This window comes from Arthrobacter crusticola, from assembly GCF_004357995.1.
Classification (GTDB): domain Bacteria; phylum Actinomycetota; class Actinomycetes; order Actinomycetales; family Micrococcaceae; genus Arthrobacter_D; species Arthrobacter_D crusticola.
Window position 1 is genome coordinate 371,734 of the sequence record NZ_SMTK01000004.1, and the last position, 17,591, is coordinate 389,324.

Genomic DNA, 17,591 nt, shown 5'->3' on the forward strand with positions numbered 1-17,591 from the left:
ATTGCGCGCCTGTTTTCCATAGGCTGTATCAGTGATCTTCAAAGCTGTGAGCGATGGCCGACCCTACCCGGACCACGGACACGTGTCCCCAAGAGACTGGGCTGAGGTGCCTCCCCGGCAGGTCCGGCTCGACGAACTGGTGACGACAAAAACCACGCTTGACCTCGAGGCCCTACTCGCCGAGGATTCAACGTTTTTCGGGGATCTCTTCCCCCATGTCGTCCAGTGGCAGGACACCCTGTACCTTGAGGACGGGCTGCACCGGGCCGTCCGCACCGCCCTTCACCAGCGCACCATCCTCCACGCGCGGGTGCTGGTGATCGATGGCTGAGGAGCCTTCGGGCCGCCGTGCCCGGGCCCGCGCCCGCAGGGACCCGACGGAGTGGCACGGACAGCGGATCGTCACTGAGACCGACCTCGGAGCCGTGTTCGCCGCGGAGGAGCGGGACCGGCGCGCCCTCACCTCAAAACGGATCCGCCACGGCGTCGTCCTGCTGCTGTTGGTGGGGCTGCTCGGCGCCGCGGCCTTCACCGCGGTCGGCATCAACCGCGGGGACATCCGCATCGCCGCACTCGAGCCCACGCCCCGGCCCACCGAAACCTGCCCGGCAGGCCCCTTCGACTACCAGGACCCCAGCTCGGTGACCGTCAATGTGTACAACAGCACCGACATCGAGGGCCTGGCCGGCACCGCCGCGGGCCAGCTGCGGGAGCGCGCCTTCGTGGTCGCCGAGGTCGGCAACCGGAGCGTCGACCCCACCGGGATGACTGCCATTGTCGTCTCCGGCCCGGACGGGAAGGCCAATGCCTTCACCCTCCAGCGCACCATCCCGAAATCCGTCTATGTGGTCGACAAGCGCAAGGGGCGCACCATCGACATCGTCCTCGGCTCGGGCTTCTCCGCGATCGCCCCCGCGGAGAGCGTCGACAAGGCCCCCGGAGGCCTCGTCTGCTTCGCGCCGGCGACGCCCGCGCCGACGCCCGCGCCCGCGAAATGAGGCCTGGCGCTGCCCATGGGGGTGCTCCTGCCGCCCTTCGGGATCAGCGTGCCGGGGCCGAGGCGTAGTAGCGCCCGAGGACCTCGGCCTTGAGCTCGTAGAACGTCCCGTCCGCGATCGCGGCCCGCGCGTCGTCGACCATCCGCACCACGAACCGCTCGTTGTGGATCGAGATCAGGGTCGCCGACACCATCTCCTTCGCCTTGAACAGGTGGTGGATGTAGGCGCGGGTGTAGTTGGTGCAGGTGTAGCAGTCGCAGCCCTCGACGAGCGGCGTGAAGTCGCGCCGGAAGCGCGCATTCGAGAGGTTCCAGCGGCCGTCGGGGGTGTAGAACGCCGAATTCCGCGCGACCCGGGTGGGAGAGACGCAGTCGAAGGTGTCGGCGCCGTTCTCGATGCCGGTGAACAGGTCGTCCGGTTCCGAGATACCCAGCAGGTGCCGCGGCTTGTCCTCGGGCAGTTCCTCGCTGCACCAGCCGAGGATCGTGCCAAGGTTCTCCTTCTCCAGTGCCCCGCCGATCCCGAAGCCGTCGAAGTTCATGGAGCCGAGGTCCTGGGAGGCCTTCCGGCGCAGGTCCTCGTACTGGGCGCCCTGGATCACGCCGAAGAGGGCCTGGTACGGCCGGTGGCTGCGCTCCTTGGAGAGCCGCTCATGCTCGGCGATGCACCGCTCGGCCCACAGCCGGGTGCGCTCCAGCGATTCCTCCTGGTAGCCGCGCGAGTTCATTAGCGTGGTGAGCTCATCGAAGGCGAACATGACGTCGGCGCCGAGCTGGTGCTGGACCTGCATTGAGATTTCCGGGCTGAAGCGGTGCCGGTCGCCGTTGAGGTGGGATTTGAACCAGACGCCGTCGTCGTCGATGTGCGCCAGGCGTTCCTTCCCGGCCGCCACCCGGTCGTCGGCGCCGGCCGCCTCGGACCCGGAGGGGACGTCCATGTTGATGACCTTTTTGAACCCCGACCCGAGGCTCATCACCTGGAAGCCGCCCGAATCGGTGAAGGTGGGCCCCGGCCAGTTCATGAAGGCGCCCAGGCCGCCGGCCTCGTCGAGGATGTCGGGACCCGGCTGCAGGTACAGGTGGTAGGCGTTGGCGAGCAGCGCCTGGGCGCCGAGGTCCTTCATCGACTCGGGCAGGACGGACTTGACGGTCGCCTTGGTGCCGACGGGGATGAACGCCGGCGTGGCGATCTGTCCGTGCGGCGTCGAAATCACCCCGGTACGGCCGTGCCGCCGCCCCTGCCCGTCGGGGCGGTCGGTGGTTTCCTCCAACCGGGTGCCGACGGTGAACGAGAAGGACGACTGCTGGGACTGTGGATGCACCTGTCCATTTTGCCAGCTACCGCGGGTCCTCCCGTCCGCGGTGCGGCTCAGGAGGCGCTGGCGAGGCCCGCGACGGCGCTGAGCTCGTTGGCGATGCGCCGGTCGAGCACGTCGCGGCTGAGGGTCTCGGAGCCGCCGTGCGCCCGCAGATAGAGCAGGACGCCGAAGCGCAGCACCCGCCAGTCCTTCTCGGCCGCCCGGTTGCCGGCGGCGGTGGCCCTCAGGATCTCCGGGTCGTACAGGTTGGGGTTGTTCAGCTGGCGCTGCCGCACCGCTGCGTTCACCTTGGCGCGCAGCGGGTCGGTCTCGGACTCATCGGCCACCCGCAGCGCCACGGAGTACGCCGCCGAGCGCGCCTCGTCGTCCCGGGTCAGGTACGCGGCCATGGCCAGCGCGCTCTCGATCCACTTCCACCGTCCGAAGTTGCCGTCGAACCCAAGGTCGGTGAGCAGGTCCGCCGTCCTCAGGGCGCTGTCGGTGTCGCCCCGGTCGACGAAGAGGGTCAGCGCGAGGTCGTGAAGGTCCTGGAGGTTCGAGCCGGACTTGAAGTTGATCCCGCGCGCCAGCCGCTCGGCCAGCTCGCTGATCCGGTCGCTGCCCGGGTGGAGTGCGGCGACCTGGGCCACCAGTTCCTCGGGCGAGCCGTCGTCGGCCGCCACCGCGGGAACCAGCGGGGCGCCTCCCACGGCCTCGACCGACACCACCGATCCGCTGGCGATGCGCAGCGTCCGCCCACCGGCCAGGGTGGCGACGACGACGGCGGGAACGCCGAAGTCGTCGGACTCGATGTCGACGCTGCCCACCTCGACGTAGCCGGAGCCGTCCGGAAGCGCAATGCGCTGGCCGGCGGCGAGGACCTCGGCCGCGACGGGCCGTGCCTGGAGAGTGTCTTTTTCCACTTTTTTCGTACCTCGCTCAGCTGCCCCCGCGTGTGGCATCAGGGCGTTCCGCTGACCTGTGCCTAGATAAAGATACGGGAACGGCGTCCCGAAGCCCGACTAGCGGCCCCAGCCGGCATGGGCCAGGGCCTGGCGGAGCAGGTCCGCGCGGCCGCCCGACAGCTCCGCCTGAATGGAGGGGCTGAGGGCTTCCGAGGGCGTCAGCCAGGACAGCTCGAGGGCGTCCTGGCGCGGACTGCACTCCCCGGTGACCGGGATCAGGTAGGCCAGGGCGACGGCGTGCTGGCGGTCGTCGGTCAGGCCGGTCTCGGAGGGGGAGGGGAAGTACTCGGCGATGGTGAACGGCAGCACCGACGGCGGAAGCTGGGGCAGGGCGAGGGGGCCGAGGTCCTTTTCGAGGTGGCGCAGGAGAGCGGCCCGGATGGTCTCCCGGTACATCACCCGCCCGGAGACGAAGGTGCGCACCATCTCACCCTCGGCGTTGGCCTGCAGGAGCAGCCCGACCTCGTTGACGTAGCCCAGGGCATCACACCGGACCGGGATCGCCTCCACGTAAACCATGGGGAGCCGGCGGCGGGCCTCGTAAAGATCCTCTTCGGAGAGCCAGCCTGGATTGGGGTCGGGGGTGCGCACATTCATAACCAAGTTTTATAGCAGGAACGGCCCCGGAAGACAGCGGCGCGCTCTCCTTCGGCCATTGGCTGAACGCGGGCGACTGTCCGCGGCTGCTGGAGTGGCCGCTTAATATGCGCCTCGGGTCGTGAGTTCCGGGCGGGCCAGGACCTAGAATCTCTTTCGAAAGGTACGGGGGGCCTGACTTCGAAACGATTGGTTTCCCTTTGTCCGTTTCCTCTCCGCGGGTGACTGCCGCGGCACCGTTTCCCTACGCCGGACTGTTGGCCCTCGCCGGCGTCGGATTCGTCGCGGTCACCGGTGAGCTGCTGCCCACGGGGCTCCTGCCGCAGATGGCGCGCGACCTGGGCGTCGGGCTCTCGACGGCCGGCTACCTGGTCACAATCTTCGCCGCCACGGTCGTCGTCGCCACCACGCCCCTGTCAGCACTGACCCGGCGGTACCCGCGCAAGCAACTGCTCGTCGTGATCCTGCTCATCATGGCCGCCGCCAACTTCGCCGCGGCCCTCGCCCCGACCTACGCCTTCCTCGTCGGGGCCCGGATCCTCGGCGGCCTGGCCCTCGGACTCTGCTGGGCCGTGGTGGCCGCCTACCCCGCACACCTTGTGCCGGCCCAGCAGTTGGGCAAGTCGGTGGCCTTCACCTCCGGTGGCGTCACTGCAGCCTTCGTGCTCGGTGTCCCCATCTCCACGGCGGTCGGCAACGCCTCCAGCTGGCGGGTGGCGTTCACCGCAATCGGAGTCGTTGCCGTGTTGCTGGCCGCCATCCTCGTCGCCCTCCTACCGCCGATCCGGCACCTCGTGGAGCGGAAGGCCGGTGAAGAGGAGGTGCGGTTCCGCCGCGAGCCGAGCCTGAAGCCTGTCCTCCTGCTGTGCGCCGTCATCCTCGTCCTGCTGGCCGGGCAGAACGCGTTCTATACCTACATCGCCTCCTGGCTGACCGAGGTATCCACGTTCGGCATGGACTCCGTGGCGCTCGTCCTGTTCCTCTACGGCGGTGCCGGGATCATCGGGCTGGCGGCGGCCGGCTACGCCGCCGACCGCTTCCCCCGCAGGGGGTTCGCTGCTGCCGTGCTGATCGTTATTGCCGCGGTCGGGACGCTTATCGCGGCGGCAGGGAACACCGGCGTCGTCCTGGCAGCCATCGTCGTGTGGGGCGCCGCCTTTGGGGGGCTTCCCGCCATGATCCAGACGCGCATGCTGCGCACCGCGTCGGCGCGGATCCGTGATCTCGCAGCCGCGCTGCAGGCGACGGCCTTCAATATCGGCATCGCCAGCGGTGCGCTTCTCGGAGGGCTGCTGCTCGACAATGTCGGGCTCAGCCTCCTGCCGGTTGCGCTGATCGTCCTGATGGCGGCGGTCCTCGTCCTCGCCGTCGCCACCGACGTCATAAGCGGGCGCAGGGAGCGTCTCCGGCTCACGGTCGGCTGACGCCGGCGCCGGACAGGAGCCTTGCTGGCGCTCCCCGGCGGTCGCGCATAAGGTTGCGCCATGGCCGACGATCTGCCCGAACTGCTCCTCCCCGGCGTCCGGGAGTGGACACAGTGGCTCGAGGCGGAGCACGCCGATTCCCCGGGGGTGTGGCTGATCCTGACGAAGAAGGGCGGCACGCTCACCACCCTGACCTATGCGGAGGCGCTCGACGAGGTGCTCTGCTTCGGCTGGATCGACGGGCAGCGGCGGGGCCGGGACGCGGAGAGCTACCTCCAGCGGTTCACGCCGCGCACGCCGAAGAGCATCTGGTCCATCCGCAACTGCACCTCCATCGAGCGGCTCACAGCCGAGGGGAGGATGCGGCCTGCCGGCCTCGCTGCGGTGGAGGCGGCACGGGCGGACGGGCGGTGGGACCGCGCGTACGCAGGCCCGGCCACGGCGGTGGTGCCGGACGACCTCGCCGCCGCGGTGTCCGCCAGCCCCCGGGCTCAGGCGGCCTTCGATGGGCTGTCCTCCCAGAACCGGTATGCCCTGATCTTCCGACTCGGGCAGGTGCACACCCCGGCGGGTCGGCAGCGGGCAGTCGAACGGTTCGTGGGAATGCTCGAGCGCGGGGAAACGCCGTACCCGCAGAAGCGGTAGGGCTGCGGCGCCGCCGCGCCGGGCCTACGCCGGGAAGGCGACGCCCTCGCCGACCACGCGGAGGCGCAGTTCGGTGCCCACCCGCGCCATGGCGGCGTTCCAGTGCCGGATGGTGACCGTCTGGCCGTCCATGCCGTTGAAGCCATTGACGCCGTCCCCGGCGGGCCCTGCGCTGCCGTGGAGGCGGATTTTCACCGTCACCTCGGGGCCGAAGAAGTCGGTCTCCACGACGGTGCCGCGGATATTACCGTCCTCGGCGATCCGGATCTGTTCGGGGCGCAGCATGAGCTGCACACTGCCCTGGCAGGTGGGCCGGCGCACCGGGATGCCGCCCAATGCGCACATGGCCAGGGAGCCCTGAAGGTGGGCTTCGAGGATGACGGCGTCGCCGAGGAACTCCGCCGTCGCCCGGTCGGCCGGGCGGGTGTAGACGACGAAGGGGTTGCCCACCTGCGCCAGGACGCCTCCGCGCATTACGGCGACCTGGTCGGCGAAGGAGAGCGCCTCGGACTGGTCATGGGTGACGAGGATGGTCGTCACGCCGGTTTCGGCGAGGGTCTTCGCGACGGTCTTGCGGGTGGCGACCCGCAGGCCCGCGTCGAGGGCGGAGAACGGCTCGTCGAGGAGCATCAGGGAGGGCCCCCGGGCCAGCGCCCGGGCCAGCGCCACCCGCTGCTGCTGGCCGCCCGAGAGCTGGTCCGGCCGGCGGTCCGCGTAGCCGGCATCGAGCGAGACCATGCCGAGCAGTTCCGCGACGCGCGCACGGGCGGCCCTGCGCCCGAAGGCGCGGCGGTCCAGGCCGAAGGCGACGTTTTCGCCGACCGAGAGGTGGGGGAACAGGGCGCCATCCTGGGCCACGTAGCCGATATTGCGTTTGTGGGCCGGTACGGCGTGTCCGGGTCCGCCCGCGACGACGCCGCCGTCGAACTCCACGACGCCCGAGTCGGGGGAGTCGAAGCCGGCGATGATGCGCAGCAGCGTCGTCTTTCCGGATCCGGACGGGCCTACGATGGCCGTTGTGATGCCCTTCTGTACCGACAGGGTCAGCCCGCGCAGCACCGGGGTGCTGCCGAAGGACTTGGTGATGTCCAGCAGTTCGAGGTGGTTCACGGCCGGGAGCAGGGGGGAGGTGGTCATGCCGTGCCGTCCCCGCTCACTGGCCGACCGCCTTCTGGGACTGCCGGTACAGCAGGTAGGTCATGGGCAGGGACAGCAGGATCAACAGCAGGGCGTACGGGGCGGCCCCGGCGTAGTCGATCTCGGAGCTGAGCGCCCAGAACCGGGTGGCGAGGGTCGTGACGCCCGAGGGCGCCAGCACCAGGGTGGCGGTCAATTCGGTGGAGACGGCGAGGAAGACCAGTGCGGCGCCCGCGGCGGCCGCCGGGGCGGTCAGGCGCAGGGTCACCCGAACGAAGGCGCCCAGCGGACGCGTGCCCAGCGCCTGGGCGGCCTCCTCGAGCTCCCGGGGGGCCTGGGCGAACCCGGCGCGCAGGTTGACCAGGGCCCGGGGCAGGAACAGCAGCGCATAGGCCGCGATCACGACCGGGGTCTCCTGGTAGAGCGGGTAGGCGAAGTTGATGGTGACCGTCACGAACGCCAGCGCCACGACGATCCCCGGCATGGAACTGGTGATGTAGTTGCTGCTCTCGAGGAACCGGGCGAACCTGCCGCCGTAGCGCACGGCGAGCCACGCGATGGGGAACGCGGCGAGAACTGTGACAGCGGCCCCCGTGACGCCGTACCCGAGGGTCTGGAACAGGGCGGTGGCGAGCTCGTCGACCTCCCAGACCGCCCTGCCGCCCGCGATGAGCCAGCGGATCACATTGACCAGCGGCACCCCCAGCGCCAGCACAATAAGCACCAGCACGAACAGGACCCCGGCGGGCTTCCACCGGTCCAGCGGCCGGGCGGCCGGAGCCGCAGCGACCCCCGGCCCGATCCGGGCGTAGCGGGCGTTGCCGCGGGCCGCGGACTCGGCCAGCAGCAGGAGCAGGCATAGAACCACCAGGACGCTGGCGAGCATGTTCGCGGCGGCGCTGTTGAAGGTCGACTGGAACTGCTGGAGGATCGCCGTGGTGAAGGTGTCGAAGCGGATCATGGAGTAGGCGCCGTATTCGGCCAGCAGGTGCAGGCCTACCAGGAGGGCGCCCCCGCCGACGGCCAGCCGGAGCTGGGGGAGGACAACACGGAAGAAGACCCGCCAGGGGCCCATTCCGAGGGAGGCCGCCGACTGCTCCAGGCCGGAATCGAGCCGCCGCAGCATTGCAGACGCCGGGATGTACACCAGCGGGTAGTAGCTCAGCACGGAGATCAGGACGCCGCCGGGAATGCCCGAGAGCGACGGGACGGTGCCGGCCCAGGCGTAGCTGTTGACGAATGCCGGCACGGCGAGGGGGGCGGCCAACAGCAGGGAGGCGGTACGCGCCCCCGGGAGGTCGGTGCGCTCGACGAGCCAGGCCGCAGCCACCCCGAGGACGATGCAGGCCGGAACCGTCAGGACGACCAGGGCGATGGTGTTGAACAGCAGCTCACCCACCCGGGGCCGCACGATCAGGTCGACGGCGGTCTCCCAGCCGGTGGTGGCGGTGACCGCGACCACGAACCCAAGCGGAATCAGCGTCCCCAGGGTGACGAGTACGGCCGTCGCGGAAACGCCGAAAGGCGGGCGGGAGCCGAGGCTCCTGCCCGCCGTTTCGCGGATCCGCTGGGATGTGGCCATGGCGGCCCGGTTGCGCCTTTCCGCCCCTTAGAGGAGCCCGGCGTCGGTCATCAGTTCAACGACCTTCTCGCCGTTGAGCTTGGCCGGATCGACCGTGGGCGCCTCGAGCTCGGCGAGCGGGACGAGGCCCTCGCGCGGGGTGACCTCGGCGCTCACGGGGTATTCGTAGTCGCTGCCGGTGCTCAGGGTCTCCTGGCCTTCCTTGCTGGTGATGAACTCAAGGAACTGGTTGGCCGCGTCCTGGTTGTCGGACGACTTCAGCACCCCGGCACCTGAGATCGAGACGAACGCTCCGGCGTCGGAGCCCTTGAAGTAGTAGGGCTCGAGGTCGCTCGAGTTCTCACCGGTGCCAGCCTGATCGGCGGTGTAGTAGTAGTGGTAGATCACGGCGGCATCGACTTCGCCGGCGTTCACTGCCTTCATGGCGGCGCCGTTCTTGGGGTAGATCTTGGCGCCGTCCTTCATGGCGGCGAGCCACTCGGCGGTGGCCTCCTCGCCCTCAAGTTCGAGCATGGCCGAGACGATGGCCTGGAAGTCCGCGCCCCCGGCAGCGGCGCCCCAGCGTCCGGCCCACTTCGGGTCGGCGAGGTCCATAATCGACGTCGGCAGCTCGGCCTCGGAGATCTTCTCCGGGTTGTAGACGAACAGGGTGGAGCGGGCGGCGACGCCGGTCCACTTGCCGGTGGTGGGACGGTACTCCGCGGGGACGTTTTCCTGGACGGCCGCGGGGATGTCCGCGAACAATCCGGCGTTCTCGACCTGGGTCATGGCCGGGGAGTTCTCGGTGATGAACACGTCGGCGGGGGACTTCTCGCCCTCCTGCAGGATCTGGTTGCTCATCTCGGTGTCGCTGCCCTGGCGGACCGTCACCTCGATCCCGGTTTCCTTGGTGAATTCATCGACCCAGGCCTGGGTCATCGACTCGTGCTGCGCGTTGTAGACGGTCAGCTCGGCGGCCGAATCCGATCCCTCTCCCGCGGCGGGTTCGGAGGCCGCTCCCGAGCCGCAGGCGGTCAGGGCGAGAAGCAGGGCGGCCGTGAGTGCGGCGGGCTGAACCTGCTTGGAACTGAAGATCATTGGAGCCTTTCAACAAAACGGCGGGCGGCAGCGGCTGGGCTGGACCGGGGGGACTGAAGTGAATACCCTCACACACAGGTAAGCATGTCCTAACTTATTCCTATTTCACCACTTAGGTGTCGGAAATCACACCTTTTTCGTCACGTTCGTGTGACGTAATTATTTCCGGCCTCGTACCTGCGTGGGATCCCCGGGAAGACAGCGCGGGCCCGGCCTGGTGCCGGTCGATCCGCGCCTCGGCCTCGAAGACCAGCAGGGCCTGGAGCTGGGTCGAGAGGTCGACCGGCGGGGCGGCGGCCGCCCCGGGAGCCGATGGAAAGATGCGCGCGCCTCCAAAGCTGCGGTGCCCCTCCCACAGGGCGGCCGCCGTCGCCTCGACAAGGCTCCGGGCGGTCCCGGCGGCATGCGGGGCCAGCCCCGGTGCGAGCGCCGCCTCTGCGAGGTAGCGGGCGAGGATGCCGGTGAACAGACCGCCGTCACCGGAGCCGTGCGTGCGCAGGGAGCCCTCCGGGGTGGTGAGTCGGGCCTGCGCCGCGGCGATGAGGGACTCCGCCTGCCGCAGGTTGTGCCCGTCACCGAGGGAGGTCAGGGCACCCAGGACGGGCCCCTGGTTGTAGGTGTAGACCGCGCGCTTCAGCTTCTCGCCCTCGGCGGTGCGCTGAATGCCGTCGAGGTAGAGCCCCGACTCCGCGTCCCACAGCCGGCGGCGCAGCCAGGCCAGCAGCTCCGCGGCCCGCTCCCGGTCGCCTGAGCGGGCGAAGAAAAGGGCGGCCGGGGCTGTTGCCGGGGTGTTCTTGAAATCGCGCCGGGTGTTCCAGTAGACCCCTCCGCCGAACTCCGGCGTGGCCGCCGAGCGCAGCGCCGCCCCGAGGGCGGCTCGGGCCCGCCCGTGGCGGGGGCGCCGTCCGGAGTCGATCAGGCAGCCGTCGAGCCGCTGGAGGGCAAGCGCGAGCCAGGCCATGTCGTCGAAGTAGGAGTTTGTCCACCGCACCCCGTTCCGCAACCGGATGCCCCGGGCCAGCCGCACCGCGCACCGCAGGGCGGCGTCCGCACCTGCCGGGTCCCGGGTGCGCAGGCGCAGGTGCCCGTCGAGGAGGGCATCGAGATAGTGTGCCTGCCACCAGTAGTGCCAGGCGGGGCCCCGCCCTCCGGGACGGGGAAAGGCGATCCGGCCCAGGCGGGTGCCGGGCAGGCCGAACGCGCGGGCGGCGAAGAGGGCTTCGACGCTCTCGGCGGCCGCCTGCGCCCGGGACGCGGGCGTGTCCGGCCCGGCGGAGTCCGGCGGGGTGAGCATAAGACCACCCTAACCAACCGGCACCGCTTGCGGATTGAGCATTCTGCCCAAGAAAGCCCGCTTCGGATGCGGTGTGGGCGCCATCACAGTACGCTGAATCAGCAGCATGCACATTTCTTCAGGGGGCTCTTCATGGATGTAGCGGGTTCGGCGGCACTGGTCACCGGCGGGGCCTCCGGGCTGGGGCTGGCAACGGCCCAGCGGCTGATCGACGAGGGCGCCTTCGTCGTCCTCCTTGACCTTCCCTCCTCCGCCGGGGCCGAGGCCGCCGGCCGGCTCGGCCCGCGCGCGCAGTTCGTCCCCGCCGACGTCGCCGACGCCGCCCAGGTCGGCGCCGCGGTTGCCGCCGCGGGGGAGCGGGCGCCCCTGCGGGTCCTGGTGAACTGCGCGGGCATCGCCACCCCCGGGAAGGTCATCGGCCGGAACGGGGTGCTGCCGCTCGAGCAGTTCGAGCGGGTGATCGCCGTGAACCTCACCGGCACCTTCAATGTTATCCGGCTCGCGGCCGAAGCGATGGCCGCCGTCGAGCCCGTGGAAGGCTCGGGAGGTTCCCCGGAACGCGGGGTGATCATCAATACGGCCTCCGTCGCGGCCTTCGACGGCCAGATCGGCCAGCCCGCCTACGCGGCGTCCAAGGGCGGGGTCGCCGCCATGACGCTTCCCCTGGCGCGGGAGCTCGCCCGGCACCTGATCCGCGTCGTCACCATCGCCCCGGGCATCTTCGAGACCCCCATGATGGCGGGCCTGCCGCAGGAGGCCCAGGACTCCCTCGGCAGCCAGGTGCCCCACCCCTCCCGGCTGGGCAAACCCTCCGAGTACGCCGCGCTGGCGTCCTCGATCATTGCGAACCAGATGCTCAACGGCGAGACCATCCGGCTCGACGGCGCCATCCGCATGGGTCCGCGGTAACTCCTTCCCGGCCTCGGCCGCCAACCGAAAGGACTGCTCAATGGAGAGCCGGTTCGACACCAGTAATCTTCCGGCCGCGGACTTCCTCGGCTTCGAATCGCTGCTGAGCGACTCCGAGCGGGCGAAGCTTGACGACGTGCGCGACTTCCTCGCCAAGGAGGTGGCGCCGTCGGCGGGAGATTGGTGGAACCGCGCCGAGTTCCCCCACGATATCCTGCCGAAGCTTGCGGCACTCGAACTGAGTACACCGGTGCAGCAGGGCTACAGCCACCTCTTCGGCGGAATGATCATCGCGGAAATGACGCGCGCCGACACCTCCCTGGCGACCTTCTTCATGGTCCACCACGACCTCTTCGTCGAGGCACTCCACCAGTTCGGGTCCGCGGACCAGAAGCGGCGGCTCCTCCAGGCGGCCATGGACCTGCGCATCACCGGGGCGTTCGCCCTGACCGAGCCGCAGCACGGATCCGACATCGCCGGCGGGATGGCCACCACGGCCACCCGCGACGGAAACACCTGGATCCTCAACGGAGCCAAACGGTGGATCGGCAACGGGACCTTCTGCGACTACATGCTGCTGTGGGCGCGCGACACCGAAACGTCGGCGGTGCGCGGCTTTATCCTCGACGCCACCCTGCCCGGGGTCACCCGGACCGTGATCGAGAACAAGATCGCCCTGCGCACCGTGCAGAACGCGGATATTCTCCTCGAGGACGTGCGGGTGGCCGAAGCCGACCGCTTCGAGGGGATCGACAGTTTCTCCGACACCCGGCGCCTGCTCCTCGGCTCGCGCATCCTGGTGGGATGGCAGGCGGTGGGGCAGCAGCTGGCCGCATACGACGTCGCGCGCCGGTACGCGCTGGAGCGCTACCAGTTCGGCCGCCCGCTGGGCAGCTTCCAGCTCATCCAGGACCAGCTGGTGACGATGCTCGGCAATACGACGGCGAGCCTGGCGCTCATGGTCCGGATCGCCCAGCTGCAGGACGGCGCCGGATCGGCGGGCACCCCGGAGGGACCGGGCATGCCCCAGGCGGCCCTGGCGAAGTCCTACACGACGGCGCGCATGCGCGAGACGGTCGCCCTTGGGCGGAGTATTCTTGGCGGCAACGGGATCGTAACGGACTACGGTATGGCGAAGATCTTCGCCGATGCCGAGGCCATCTACACCTATGAAGGCTCCTACGAGATCAACACCCTCATTGTAGGGCGGGCCCTCACCGGGCTTTCGGCCATCGTCTGAGCCTGAAGAGAGGATTAGACTGCGGCCATGACGGAGAAGGAGCCCGCCAGTCCGGTGCGGCAGCTGCGGGTCGTGGTGCGTGCGGAGGACTACGACGCGGCGCTGGCGTTCTACCGGGACGTGCTGGGCATGCCCGAGGAGGAGGCGTACGAGGGCGGTGACGGCGCCCGGGTGAGCATCCTCGACGCCGGCCGTGCCACCCTCGAACTATCGAATCCCGCGCAGGTGCGACTGATTGACAGCGTCGAGGCGGAGGGCCGGCCGAGCGCGCGGATCCGGATCGCTTTTGAGGTGGACGACGCCGCCGGTACCACGCACCGCCTCGTCGAGGCCGGAGCCGAACTGATCGCCGAACCTCGTGAGACGCCCTGGCGTTCGCTCAACTCCCGGCTCGACGCTCCGGCAGGGCTCCAGCTCACCCTCTTCCAGGAGCTCGACCCCAAGCCGGGGCACCCCTGACACCGGACGCCGAGCCGTCTGGGGTGCGGATCCGGAGCGCGGCACCCGCCGAGCTTCAGGCCCTCCGCGAGATTGAACGGGCAGCGGGGGAGCAGTTCCGTGCGCTCGGCATGGCGGAGATCGCCGAGGACGAGCCGCTGTCGGTGGACGAGCTCGCCGAGTTCCAGGCGGAGGGCCGGGCCTGGGCCGCCGTCGACGCCGACGGCTCCCCGGTGGGCTACCTGCTCGTAAAGCGCGTCGGCGCTGACGCCCACGTCGAGCAGGTCAGCGTGCACCCCTCCCGCGCCCGGCGAGGGATCGGACGGCGCCTCCTCGAGACCGCTGCGGACTGGGGCCGCGGGCAGGGGCTGGTAAACCTCACGCTGACCACCTTCGACGAGGTCCCCTGGAACGCCCCGTACTACCGGCGCCTGGACTTCCACGACGTGCCGGACGACGCCCTGGAGCCCGGCCTGTTTCAGATCGTGGCCGACGAGGCCGCCGCCGGCCTGGCCCGATGGCCCCGCATGGTGCTCAGCCGCCCGCTGGTGTAGGCCCAGGTCAGGCCAGGGCGAGTTCAAGCACCGTTTCCCATCCGTCGTCCTCATCCCATTGCCGGCCCACCGCCCGGAAACCGAAGGAGTCGACGAGGCGCTGTGAGGGCAGGTTGTCCGGCCGGACCGAGGCGCGGACCGCGTGTACTCCGGGTTCGGCGTCGGCGATGTCGAGGAGGATCGTCAGGGCCGCCCGGGCATGGCCGCGCCGCCGGTGTCCGGGATCCACCTCGTATCCAACCTCGACTCTCCCGTCGGCGGGCGGTCCGTGGAAGCCCGCCCGCCCAACGGTGCTCCCGGCGGCATCGACGATGAGCCGGGTGATCCAGTCCGCGTCGGCCGGGGACGTGAGGAGCTGACGGCTGCGCATCCTCCAGACGGCACGGCAGCCGCTGGAGACCAGATGCTCCGTCAGCACCGCGGGAGTTCGAAGCTGCGCGGCGGCGAGGTCGCCGTCGGCCAGGGCGTGGATGGCGGCCGGTGGCAGGCGCACGAGCCGGACGTCCCCGGCCCCTGCGGCGGAGGAACGCCAGGGGTCAGCAGTCGGTGTCATACGCCCATCCTCCTCTACCGCCAGTTCCACTGTCAGTCGTAGTGGGCGAAGGACGGCCACAGCTCGCGCCAGCCGGACGCAGGGGAGGAGCAGACGAGAATTTCCTGGCCCTGTTCCTCGTTGTCGACGCCGACACCGTTATCGAGCACCCCGGCCCTCCGGCAGTCATCGAGGAGGGTGCGCGCCAGCGAAGCCTGGCCCCCGACGACGATCACCGCGCCGCCGGTGTCCGGTGGTTTCCCACGAAGCTGAAGCTCATTGTGCCCGCTGTAGGCCGGAGGCAGCCCCAGCGCGGGTCCGTACCGCGCCAGCGCCCCGGCTTCGCCGTAGTTGCTCGCGATGAGGACGGCCCCTTCGGCGTCCTTCCCGGGCAGGGAGCGGTACACGGCGGCGACCTGCTCCACGTACACCGGCCAGCCCACCTGGTCCGCGGCCACCTGGTTGATGTCCGGAACCGGGCTGGCGGCCAGGGTAGGCACCGGCAGCACCGGCAGGGAAATGACGGCCGCGACCGCCGGATTGAGGGCGACGGCGCCCGCGGCGAGCGCCCGCCACCGGGCCCGGGCGGCGGACAGGAAGGCAGCGGTGGGCACGCAGCCTGCCGCAAACAGCACGGTCAGCAGACCCGAGGGGTAGTAGATCTGCCCACCCGCAAGGAAGGTCAGGGCCAGCAGGATGGGCAGGGCGGCGGCGCTGAACCGCACGGGCCGCCACTGAGGCCGGCGCAGCAGGGCAATGGCACCCGCAGCCCAGACCGCGGCGAGGGGAGGCCCGAGCGCCAGGACCAGGAAGGGCCACATCAGCACCCGGGTTTCGGCCGCGTTGTTCTCCGCGAGTGCCGCCCCCATCTCGAGCTGCGGCCAGCCATGCGCCGTCTGGTAGAAGAGGTTCGGCGAACCGATGGCGAGCGCCAGCGCAGCCGCACCCCAGACCCGGCCCGAGCGGAACACCTTCCTCGGGCCGGCAAGGAGCAGGCCAGCCGCCAGGGACACCAGCAGCCCGGCGATCAGCAGCTTGTTGTACATGGCCAGCCCGACGACGGAGCCCGCCGCGAGCCACCAGGCGGGCTGTTCCCGCAGCACGGCGCGCATCATCAGCAGGACGACGGCGGGCCAGAACACGAGGTCGAGGGTGGCGGTGAGCATCACATGCCCGAACAGCAGCGGCGCCGTCGCGAAGGCGTAGGCCCACGCGCACAGCCCTTGGGCTGCCCGGCCGCCGCCCAGCTCCCGGGTGATCAGCACGACCACGAGGACCGACGCGACGGCGGCCATCGTTGCCGGGATGCGGATGGCCCACACCTCATCGGCGACGAGGACGCTGAAGAGCCTCACCAGCAGCGGGGTCAGCGGGGGCTGGTCCACGTAGCCCCACTCCGGGGGCAGCATCCGGAAATACAGTTCGTCGCGGTGGTAGCCGTACGCCGAGCTGGCCGCAGTGAGGAGCACGCCGAGTGCGGCCATTGCGGCGAACACCGGGAAGCGGGCGAGGGGCGGCAGCTCCGGTCCGCGCTCCGCGGGGCCGCCGGAACGCACCGCTTTGGCCCGGGCCTGCGTGATCACCCCGCCAGCCTAACCCTGCCGCCCGGCCCGGTACCGGCGGGTCGGGCTGGCCGCACTCCGGACAAGGTGGCAAAGTGACGCATGTGACAAAAGGAGATAGCGCGGCCGTCCGACTGCTGAACCGGGCACGGCTGGTGCCGAGGATTGCGTGGCTGGCTGCACGGGCGCCCCGGGATCCCCATCGGGCGTGGGAGGGGTACTGGAAGGACATCCGGACCACGGGCGCAGGCGGACAGGTGCTCTGGGATTCCGCCTCCGATGCGGAGCGGGAGCAGTACGCCGAGGCACTCCGGGCCCACCTCGACACGTCGCTGCCGGTCATCGACGTCGGGTGCGGCAACGGGTCGTTCACCCGCTGGCTGGCAGGCATCTTTCCCGAGGCGCTCGGCATCGATGTGTCTCCCAGCGCCATCGCCCGTGCCGAGGCGGAGGCCGCGGGACTGGCCAATGTCTCCTTCGCCGTCGTTGACGCCACCGAACCGGGCGCCGAAGTCTCCCCCTACCCCGGGGGGTGCAATGTCTTCGTCCGCGGGGTCCTCCATGTCCTGCCGCCCCGGTCGAGGGCACAGCTGGCCGCCAATGTCCGCACCTCAGTGCGCGGCGGCCGGGTGTTCCTCACCGAAACCAATTTTCCGGGCAGCTCCCTCGAATACGTCGAACGGCTCGGGGCCGCCCCCGGGTATATTCCGGCGGGCCTGAAGCGCGCCATCGCCGGGCTCCCGCGGCCCGGCCACTTCGGCGCCACCGAGCGCGGGGCCGCCTTCCCCGCCGACCAATGGCAGCTTCTCGCCGACGGACCGGCCGTCATCCATACCGTTCCAGCAGAGACCGCCGAGTCAACACCGATCCCCGGCTACTTTGCGGTGCTGCAGCCGCGGAAGGGAGTTTGAATGGCAACCCCGCCGGGAGAATCCACGGCGCCGCTGCCGATCGACGGTGGGAAGGGCACGCTTGAGCTCCGGCCTGACGGCGTCCTGCACCTGAAGTGGGACCGCGGCATCCACATCACCTCGGCCGATGCGCGGGCAGCCATGGACGTCGTCAATCTGCTCTGCGCTGACACCTCCCACCCCATGCTCGTCGACATGGAGGCCACCCGGTCGGTCAGCAGGGGAGCCCGCAGCACCTTCTCCATCCCGTGCGGCGCCTCACGGATTGCGCTGCTGGGATCCTCTCCGGTCGACCGGCTCCTGGCGAACTTCTTCCTCGGCCTTCACAGCCCACCGTGCCCCACGCATTTCTTCACGTCGAGGGACCGTGCCCTCGACTGGCTCAAACGGCCCGACGCAACTGAACCGCCCGACTGAGCCACCGGACTG

At 70.2% G+C, this 17,591-nt stretch carries 19 protein-coding genes; 10 read left to right on the forward strand and 9 right to left on the reverse strand.

Annotated features, from left to right (window positions below; all coding sequences use genetic code 11):
• The first annotated feature begins 31 nt into the window (after window positions 1–31).
• Complete coding sequence (locus E2F48_RS13460; protein WP_120165727.1) at window positions 32–331, forward strand: type II toxin-antitoxin system VapB family antitoxin; 300 nt, start codon at window positions 32–34, stop codon at window positions 329–331.
• Window positions 324–998 carry a LytR C-terminal domain-containing protein gene (locus tag E2F48_RS13465; RefSeq protein WP_133404469.1) on the forward strand — a complete coding sequence of 225 codons (675 nt, stop codon included), beginning with the start codon at window positions 324–326 and terminating at the stop codon, window positions 996–998. Before E2F48_RS13460 ends, E2F48_RS13465 begins: the two co-directional genes overlap by 8 nt.
• 43 nt (window positions 999–1,041) lie before the next feature.
• Here E2F48_RS13465 and tgt read toward each other — a convergent pair whose 3' ends face one another.
• The 3 genes from tgt to E2F48_RS13480 all read right to left on the reverse strand — a co-directional run bounded on the left by tgt (window position 1,042) and on the right by E2F48_RS13480 (window position 3,857).
• Entirely contained in the window at window positions 1,042–2,319 is a 1,278-nt protein-coding gene (gene tgt, locus E2F48_RS13470; RefSeq protein WP_133404470.1) for a tRNA guanosine(34) transglycosylase Tgt, read from the reverse strand.
• Window positions 2,320–2,366: 47 nt separating this feature from the next.
• On the reverse strand, window positions 2,367–3,218 hold the full coding sequence (locus tag E2F48_RS13475) for a DUF6707 family protein (protein WP_133404471.1): 852 nt from the start codon (window positions 3,216–3,218) through the stop codon (window positions 2,367–2,369).
• Window positions 3,219–3,317: 99 nt separating this feature from the next.
• Window positions 3,318–3,857 (reverse strand): NUDIX hydrolase family protein, encoded by a 540-nt coding sequence (locus E2F48_RS13480; RefSeq protein ID WP_120165723.1) that lies wholly within the window; start codon window positions 3,855–3,857, stop codon window positions 3,318–3,320.
• Window positions 3,858–4,078: 221 nt separating this feature from the next.
• Between E2F48_RS13480 and E2F48_RS13485 the strand changes: the two genes are divergently transcribed.
• Both E2F48_RS13485 and E2F48_RS13490 read left to right on the forward strand, forming a co-directional pair.
• Window positions 4,079–5,281 carry an MFS transporter gene (locus tag E2F48_RS13485; RefSeq protein ID WP_165968767.1) on the forward strand — a complete coding sequence of 401 codons (1,203 nt, stop codon included), beginning with the start codon at window positions 4,079–4,081 and terminating at the stop codon, window positions 5,279–5,281.
• 60 nt (window positions 5,282–5,341) lie between these two features.
• Entirely contained in the window at window positions 5,342–5,926 is a 585-nt protein-coding gene (locus E2F48_RS13490) for a YdeI/OmpD-associated family protein (RefSeq protein WP_133404473.1), read from the forward strand.
• Between the two features lie 24 nt (window positions 5,927–5,950).
• Here E2F48_RS13490 and E2F48_RS13495 read toward each other — a convergent pair whose 3' ends face one another.
• From E2F48_RS13495 to E2F48_RS13510, 4 genes are all read right to left on the reverse strand, one after another.
• Entirely contained in the window at window positions 5,951–7,063 is a 1,113-nt protein-coding gene (locus tag E2F48_RS13495; protein ID WP_185149820.1) for an ABC transporter ATP-binding protein, read from the reverse strand.
• Between the two features lie 16 nt (window positions 7,064–7,079).
• A complete protein-coding gene (locus tag E2F48_RS13500; RefSeq protein WP_133404474.1) occupies window positions 7,080–8,645 on the reverse strand; it encodes an ABC transporter permease in 1,566 nt (521 codons plus the stop codon).
• A gap of 27 nt (window positions 8,646–8,672) precedes the next feature.
• On the reverse strand, window positions 8,673–9,722 hold the full coding sequence (locus E2F48_RS13505) for an iron ABC transporter substrate-binding protein (protein ID WP_133404475.1): 1,050 nt from the start codon (window positions 9,720–9,722) through the stop codon (window positions 8,673–8,675).
• A gap of 112 nt (window positions 9,723–9,834) precedes the next feature.
• Window positions 9,835–11,016, reverse strand: coding sequence for a glycoside hydrolase family 76 protein (locus E2F48_RS13510; protein WP_133404476.1), 1,182 nt, complete (start codon window positions 11,014–11,016; stop codon window positions 9,835–9,837).
• A 132-nt stretch (window positions 11,017–11,148) separates the two neighbouring features.
• Between E2F48_RS13510 and E2F48_RS13515 the strand changes: the two genes are divergently transcribed.
• The 4 genes from E2F48_RS13515 to E2F48_RS13530 are packed head-to-tail and all read left to right on the forward strand — an operon-like array spanning window position 11,149 to window position 14,157.
• Complete coding sequence (locus E2F48_RS13515; protein WP_133404477.1) at window positions 11,149–11,925, forward strand: SDR family NAD(P)-dependent oxidoreductase; 777 nt, start codon at window positions 11,149–11,151, stop codon at window positions 11,923–11,925.
• 40 nt (window positions 11,926–11,965) lie between these two features.
• Window positions 11,966–13,165, forward strand: coding sequence for an acyl-CoA dehydrogenase family protein (locus E2F48_RS13520; protein ID WP_133404478.1), 1,200 nt, complete (start codon window positions 11,966–11,968; stop codon window positions 13,163–13,165).
• 27 nt (window positions 13,166–13,192) lie between these two features.
• Complete coding sequence (locus tag E2F48_RS13525) at window positions 13,193–13,624, forward strand: VOC family protein (RefSeq protein WP_133404479.1); 432 nt, start codon at window positions 13,193–13,195, stop codon at window positions 13,622–13,624.
• Between the two features lie 23 nt (window positions 13,625–13,647).
• Window positions 13,648–14,157, forward strand: a complete 510-nt coding sequence (locus tag E2F48_RS13530; protein WP_246018986.1) for a GNAT family N-acetyltransferase — start codon at window positions 13,648–13,650, stop codon at window positions 14,155–14,157.
• A 7-nt stretch (window positions 14,158–14,164) separates the two neighbouring features.
• Here E2F48_RS13530 and E2F48_RS13535 read toward each other — a convergent pair whose 3' ends face one another.
• The gene (locus tag E2F48_RS13535; protein ID WP_133404480.1) at window positions 14,165–14,710 is read right to left on the reverse strand and encodes a GNAT family N-acetyltransferase; all 546 of its coding nucleotides are present in this window, start codon (window positions 14,708–14,710) and stop codon (window positions 14,165–14,167) included.
• A 32-nt stretch (window positions 14,711–14,742) separates the two neighbouring features.
• Window positions 14,743–16,272 carry a glycosyltransferase family 39 protein gene (locus E2F48_RS13540; protein ID WP_133404481.1) on the reverse strand — a complete coding sequence of 510 codons (1,530 nt, stop codon included), beginning with the start codon at window positions 16,270–16,272 and terminating at the stop codon, window positions 14,743–14,745.
• Window positions 16,273–16,355: 83 nt separating this feature from the next.
• On the opposite strand from E2F48_RS13540, the gene E2F48_RS13545 reads away from it, so the two are divergent.
• Both E2F48_RS13545 and E2F48_RS13550 read left to right on the forward strand, forming a co-directional pair.
• Complete coding sequence (locus E2F48_RS13545; RefSeq protein ID WP_246018988.1) at window positions 16,356–17,162, forward strand: class I SAM-dependent methyltransferase; 807 nt, start codon at window positions 16,356–16,358, stop codon at window positions 17,160–17,162.
• Window positions 17,163–17,579 carry a DUF7793 family protein gene (locus tag E2F48_RS13550; protein WP_133404482.1) on the forward strand — a complete coding sequence of 139 codons (417 nt, stop codon included), beginning with the start codon at window positions 17,163–17,165 and terminating at the stop codon, window positions 17,577–17,579.
• The last annotated feature ends 12 nt before the right edge of the window (window positions 17,580–17,591 follow it).

Bases quoted from the DNA above. Each gene is read 5' to 3' on its own strand.
- E2F48_RS13510 (WP_133404476.1), bottom strand. From the start codon at position 11,016: ATGCTCACCCCGCCGGACTCCGCCGGGCCGGACACGCCCGCGTCCCGG.
- E2F48_RS13505 (WP_133404475.1), bottom strand. From the start codon at position 9,722: ATGATCTTCAGTTCCAAGCAGGTTCAGCCCGCCGCACTCACGGCCGCC.
- E2F48_RS13535 (WP_133404480.1), bottom strand. From the start codon at position 14,710: ATGACACCGACTGCTGACCCCTGGCGTTCCTCCGCCGCAGGGGCCGGG.
- E2F48_RS13520 (WP_133404478.1), top strand. From the start codon at position 11,966: ATGGAGAGCCGGTTCGACACCAGTAATCTTCCGGCCGCGGACTTCCTC.
- E2F48_RS13465 (WP_133404469.1), top strand. From the start codon at position 324: ATGGCTGAGGAGCCTTCGGGCCGCCGTGCCCGGGCCCGCGCCCGCAGG.
- E2F48_RS13525 (WP_133404479.1), top strand. From the start codon at position 13,193: ATGACGGAGAAGGAGCCCGCCAGTCCGGTGCGGCAGCTGCGGGTCGTG.
- E2F48_RS13495 (WP_185149820.1), bottom strand. From the start codon at position 7,063: ATGACCACCTCCCCCCTGCTCCCGGCCGTGAACCACCTCGAACTGCTG.
- E2F48_RS13550 (WP_133404482.1), top strand. From the start codon at position 17,163: ATGGCAACCCCGCCGGGAGAATCCACGGCGCCGCTGCCGATCGACGGT.
- E2F48_RS13515 (WP_133404477.1), top strand. From the start codon at position 11,149: ATGGATGTAGCGGGTTCGGCGGCACTGGTCACCGGCGGGGCCTCCGGG.
- E2F48_RS13480 (WP_120165723.1), bottom strand. From the start codon at position 3,857: ATGAATGTGCGCACCCCCGACCCCAATCCAGGCTGGCTCTCCGAAGAG.
- E2F48_RS13500 (WP_133404474.1), bottom strand. From the start codon at position 8,645: ATGGCCACATCCCAGCGGATCCGCGAAACGGCGGGCAGGAGCCTCGGC.
- E2F48_RS13490 (WP_133404473.1), top strand. From the start codon at position 5,342: ATGGCCGACGATCTGCCCGAACTGCTCCTCCCCGGCGTCCGGGAGTGG.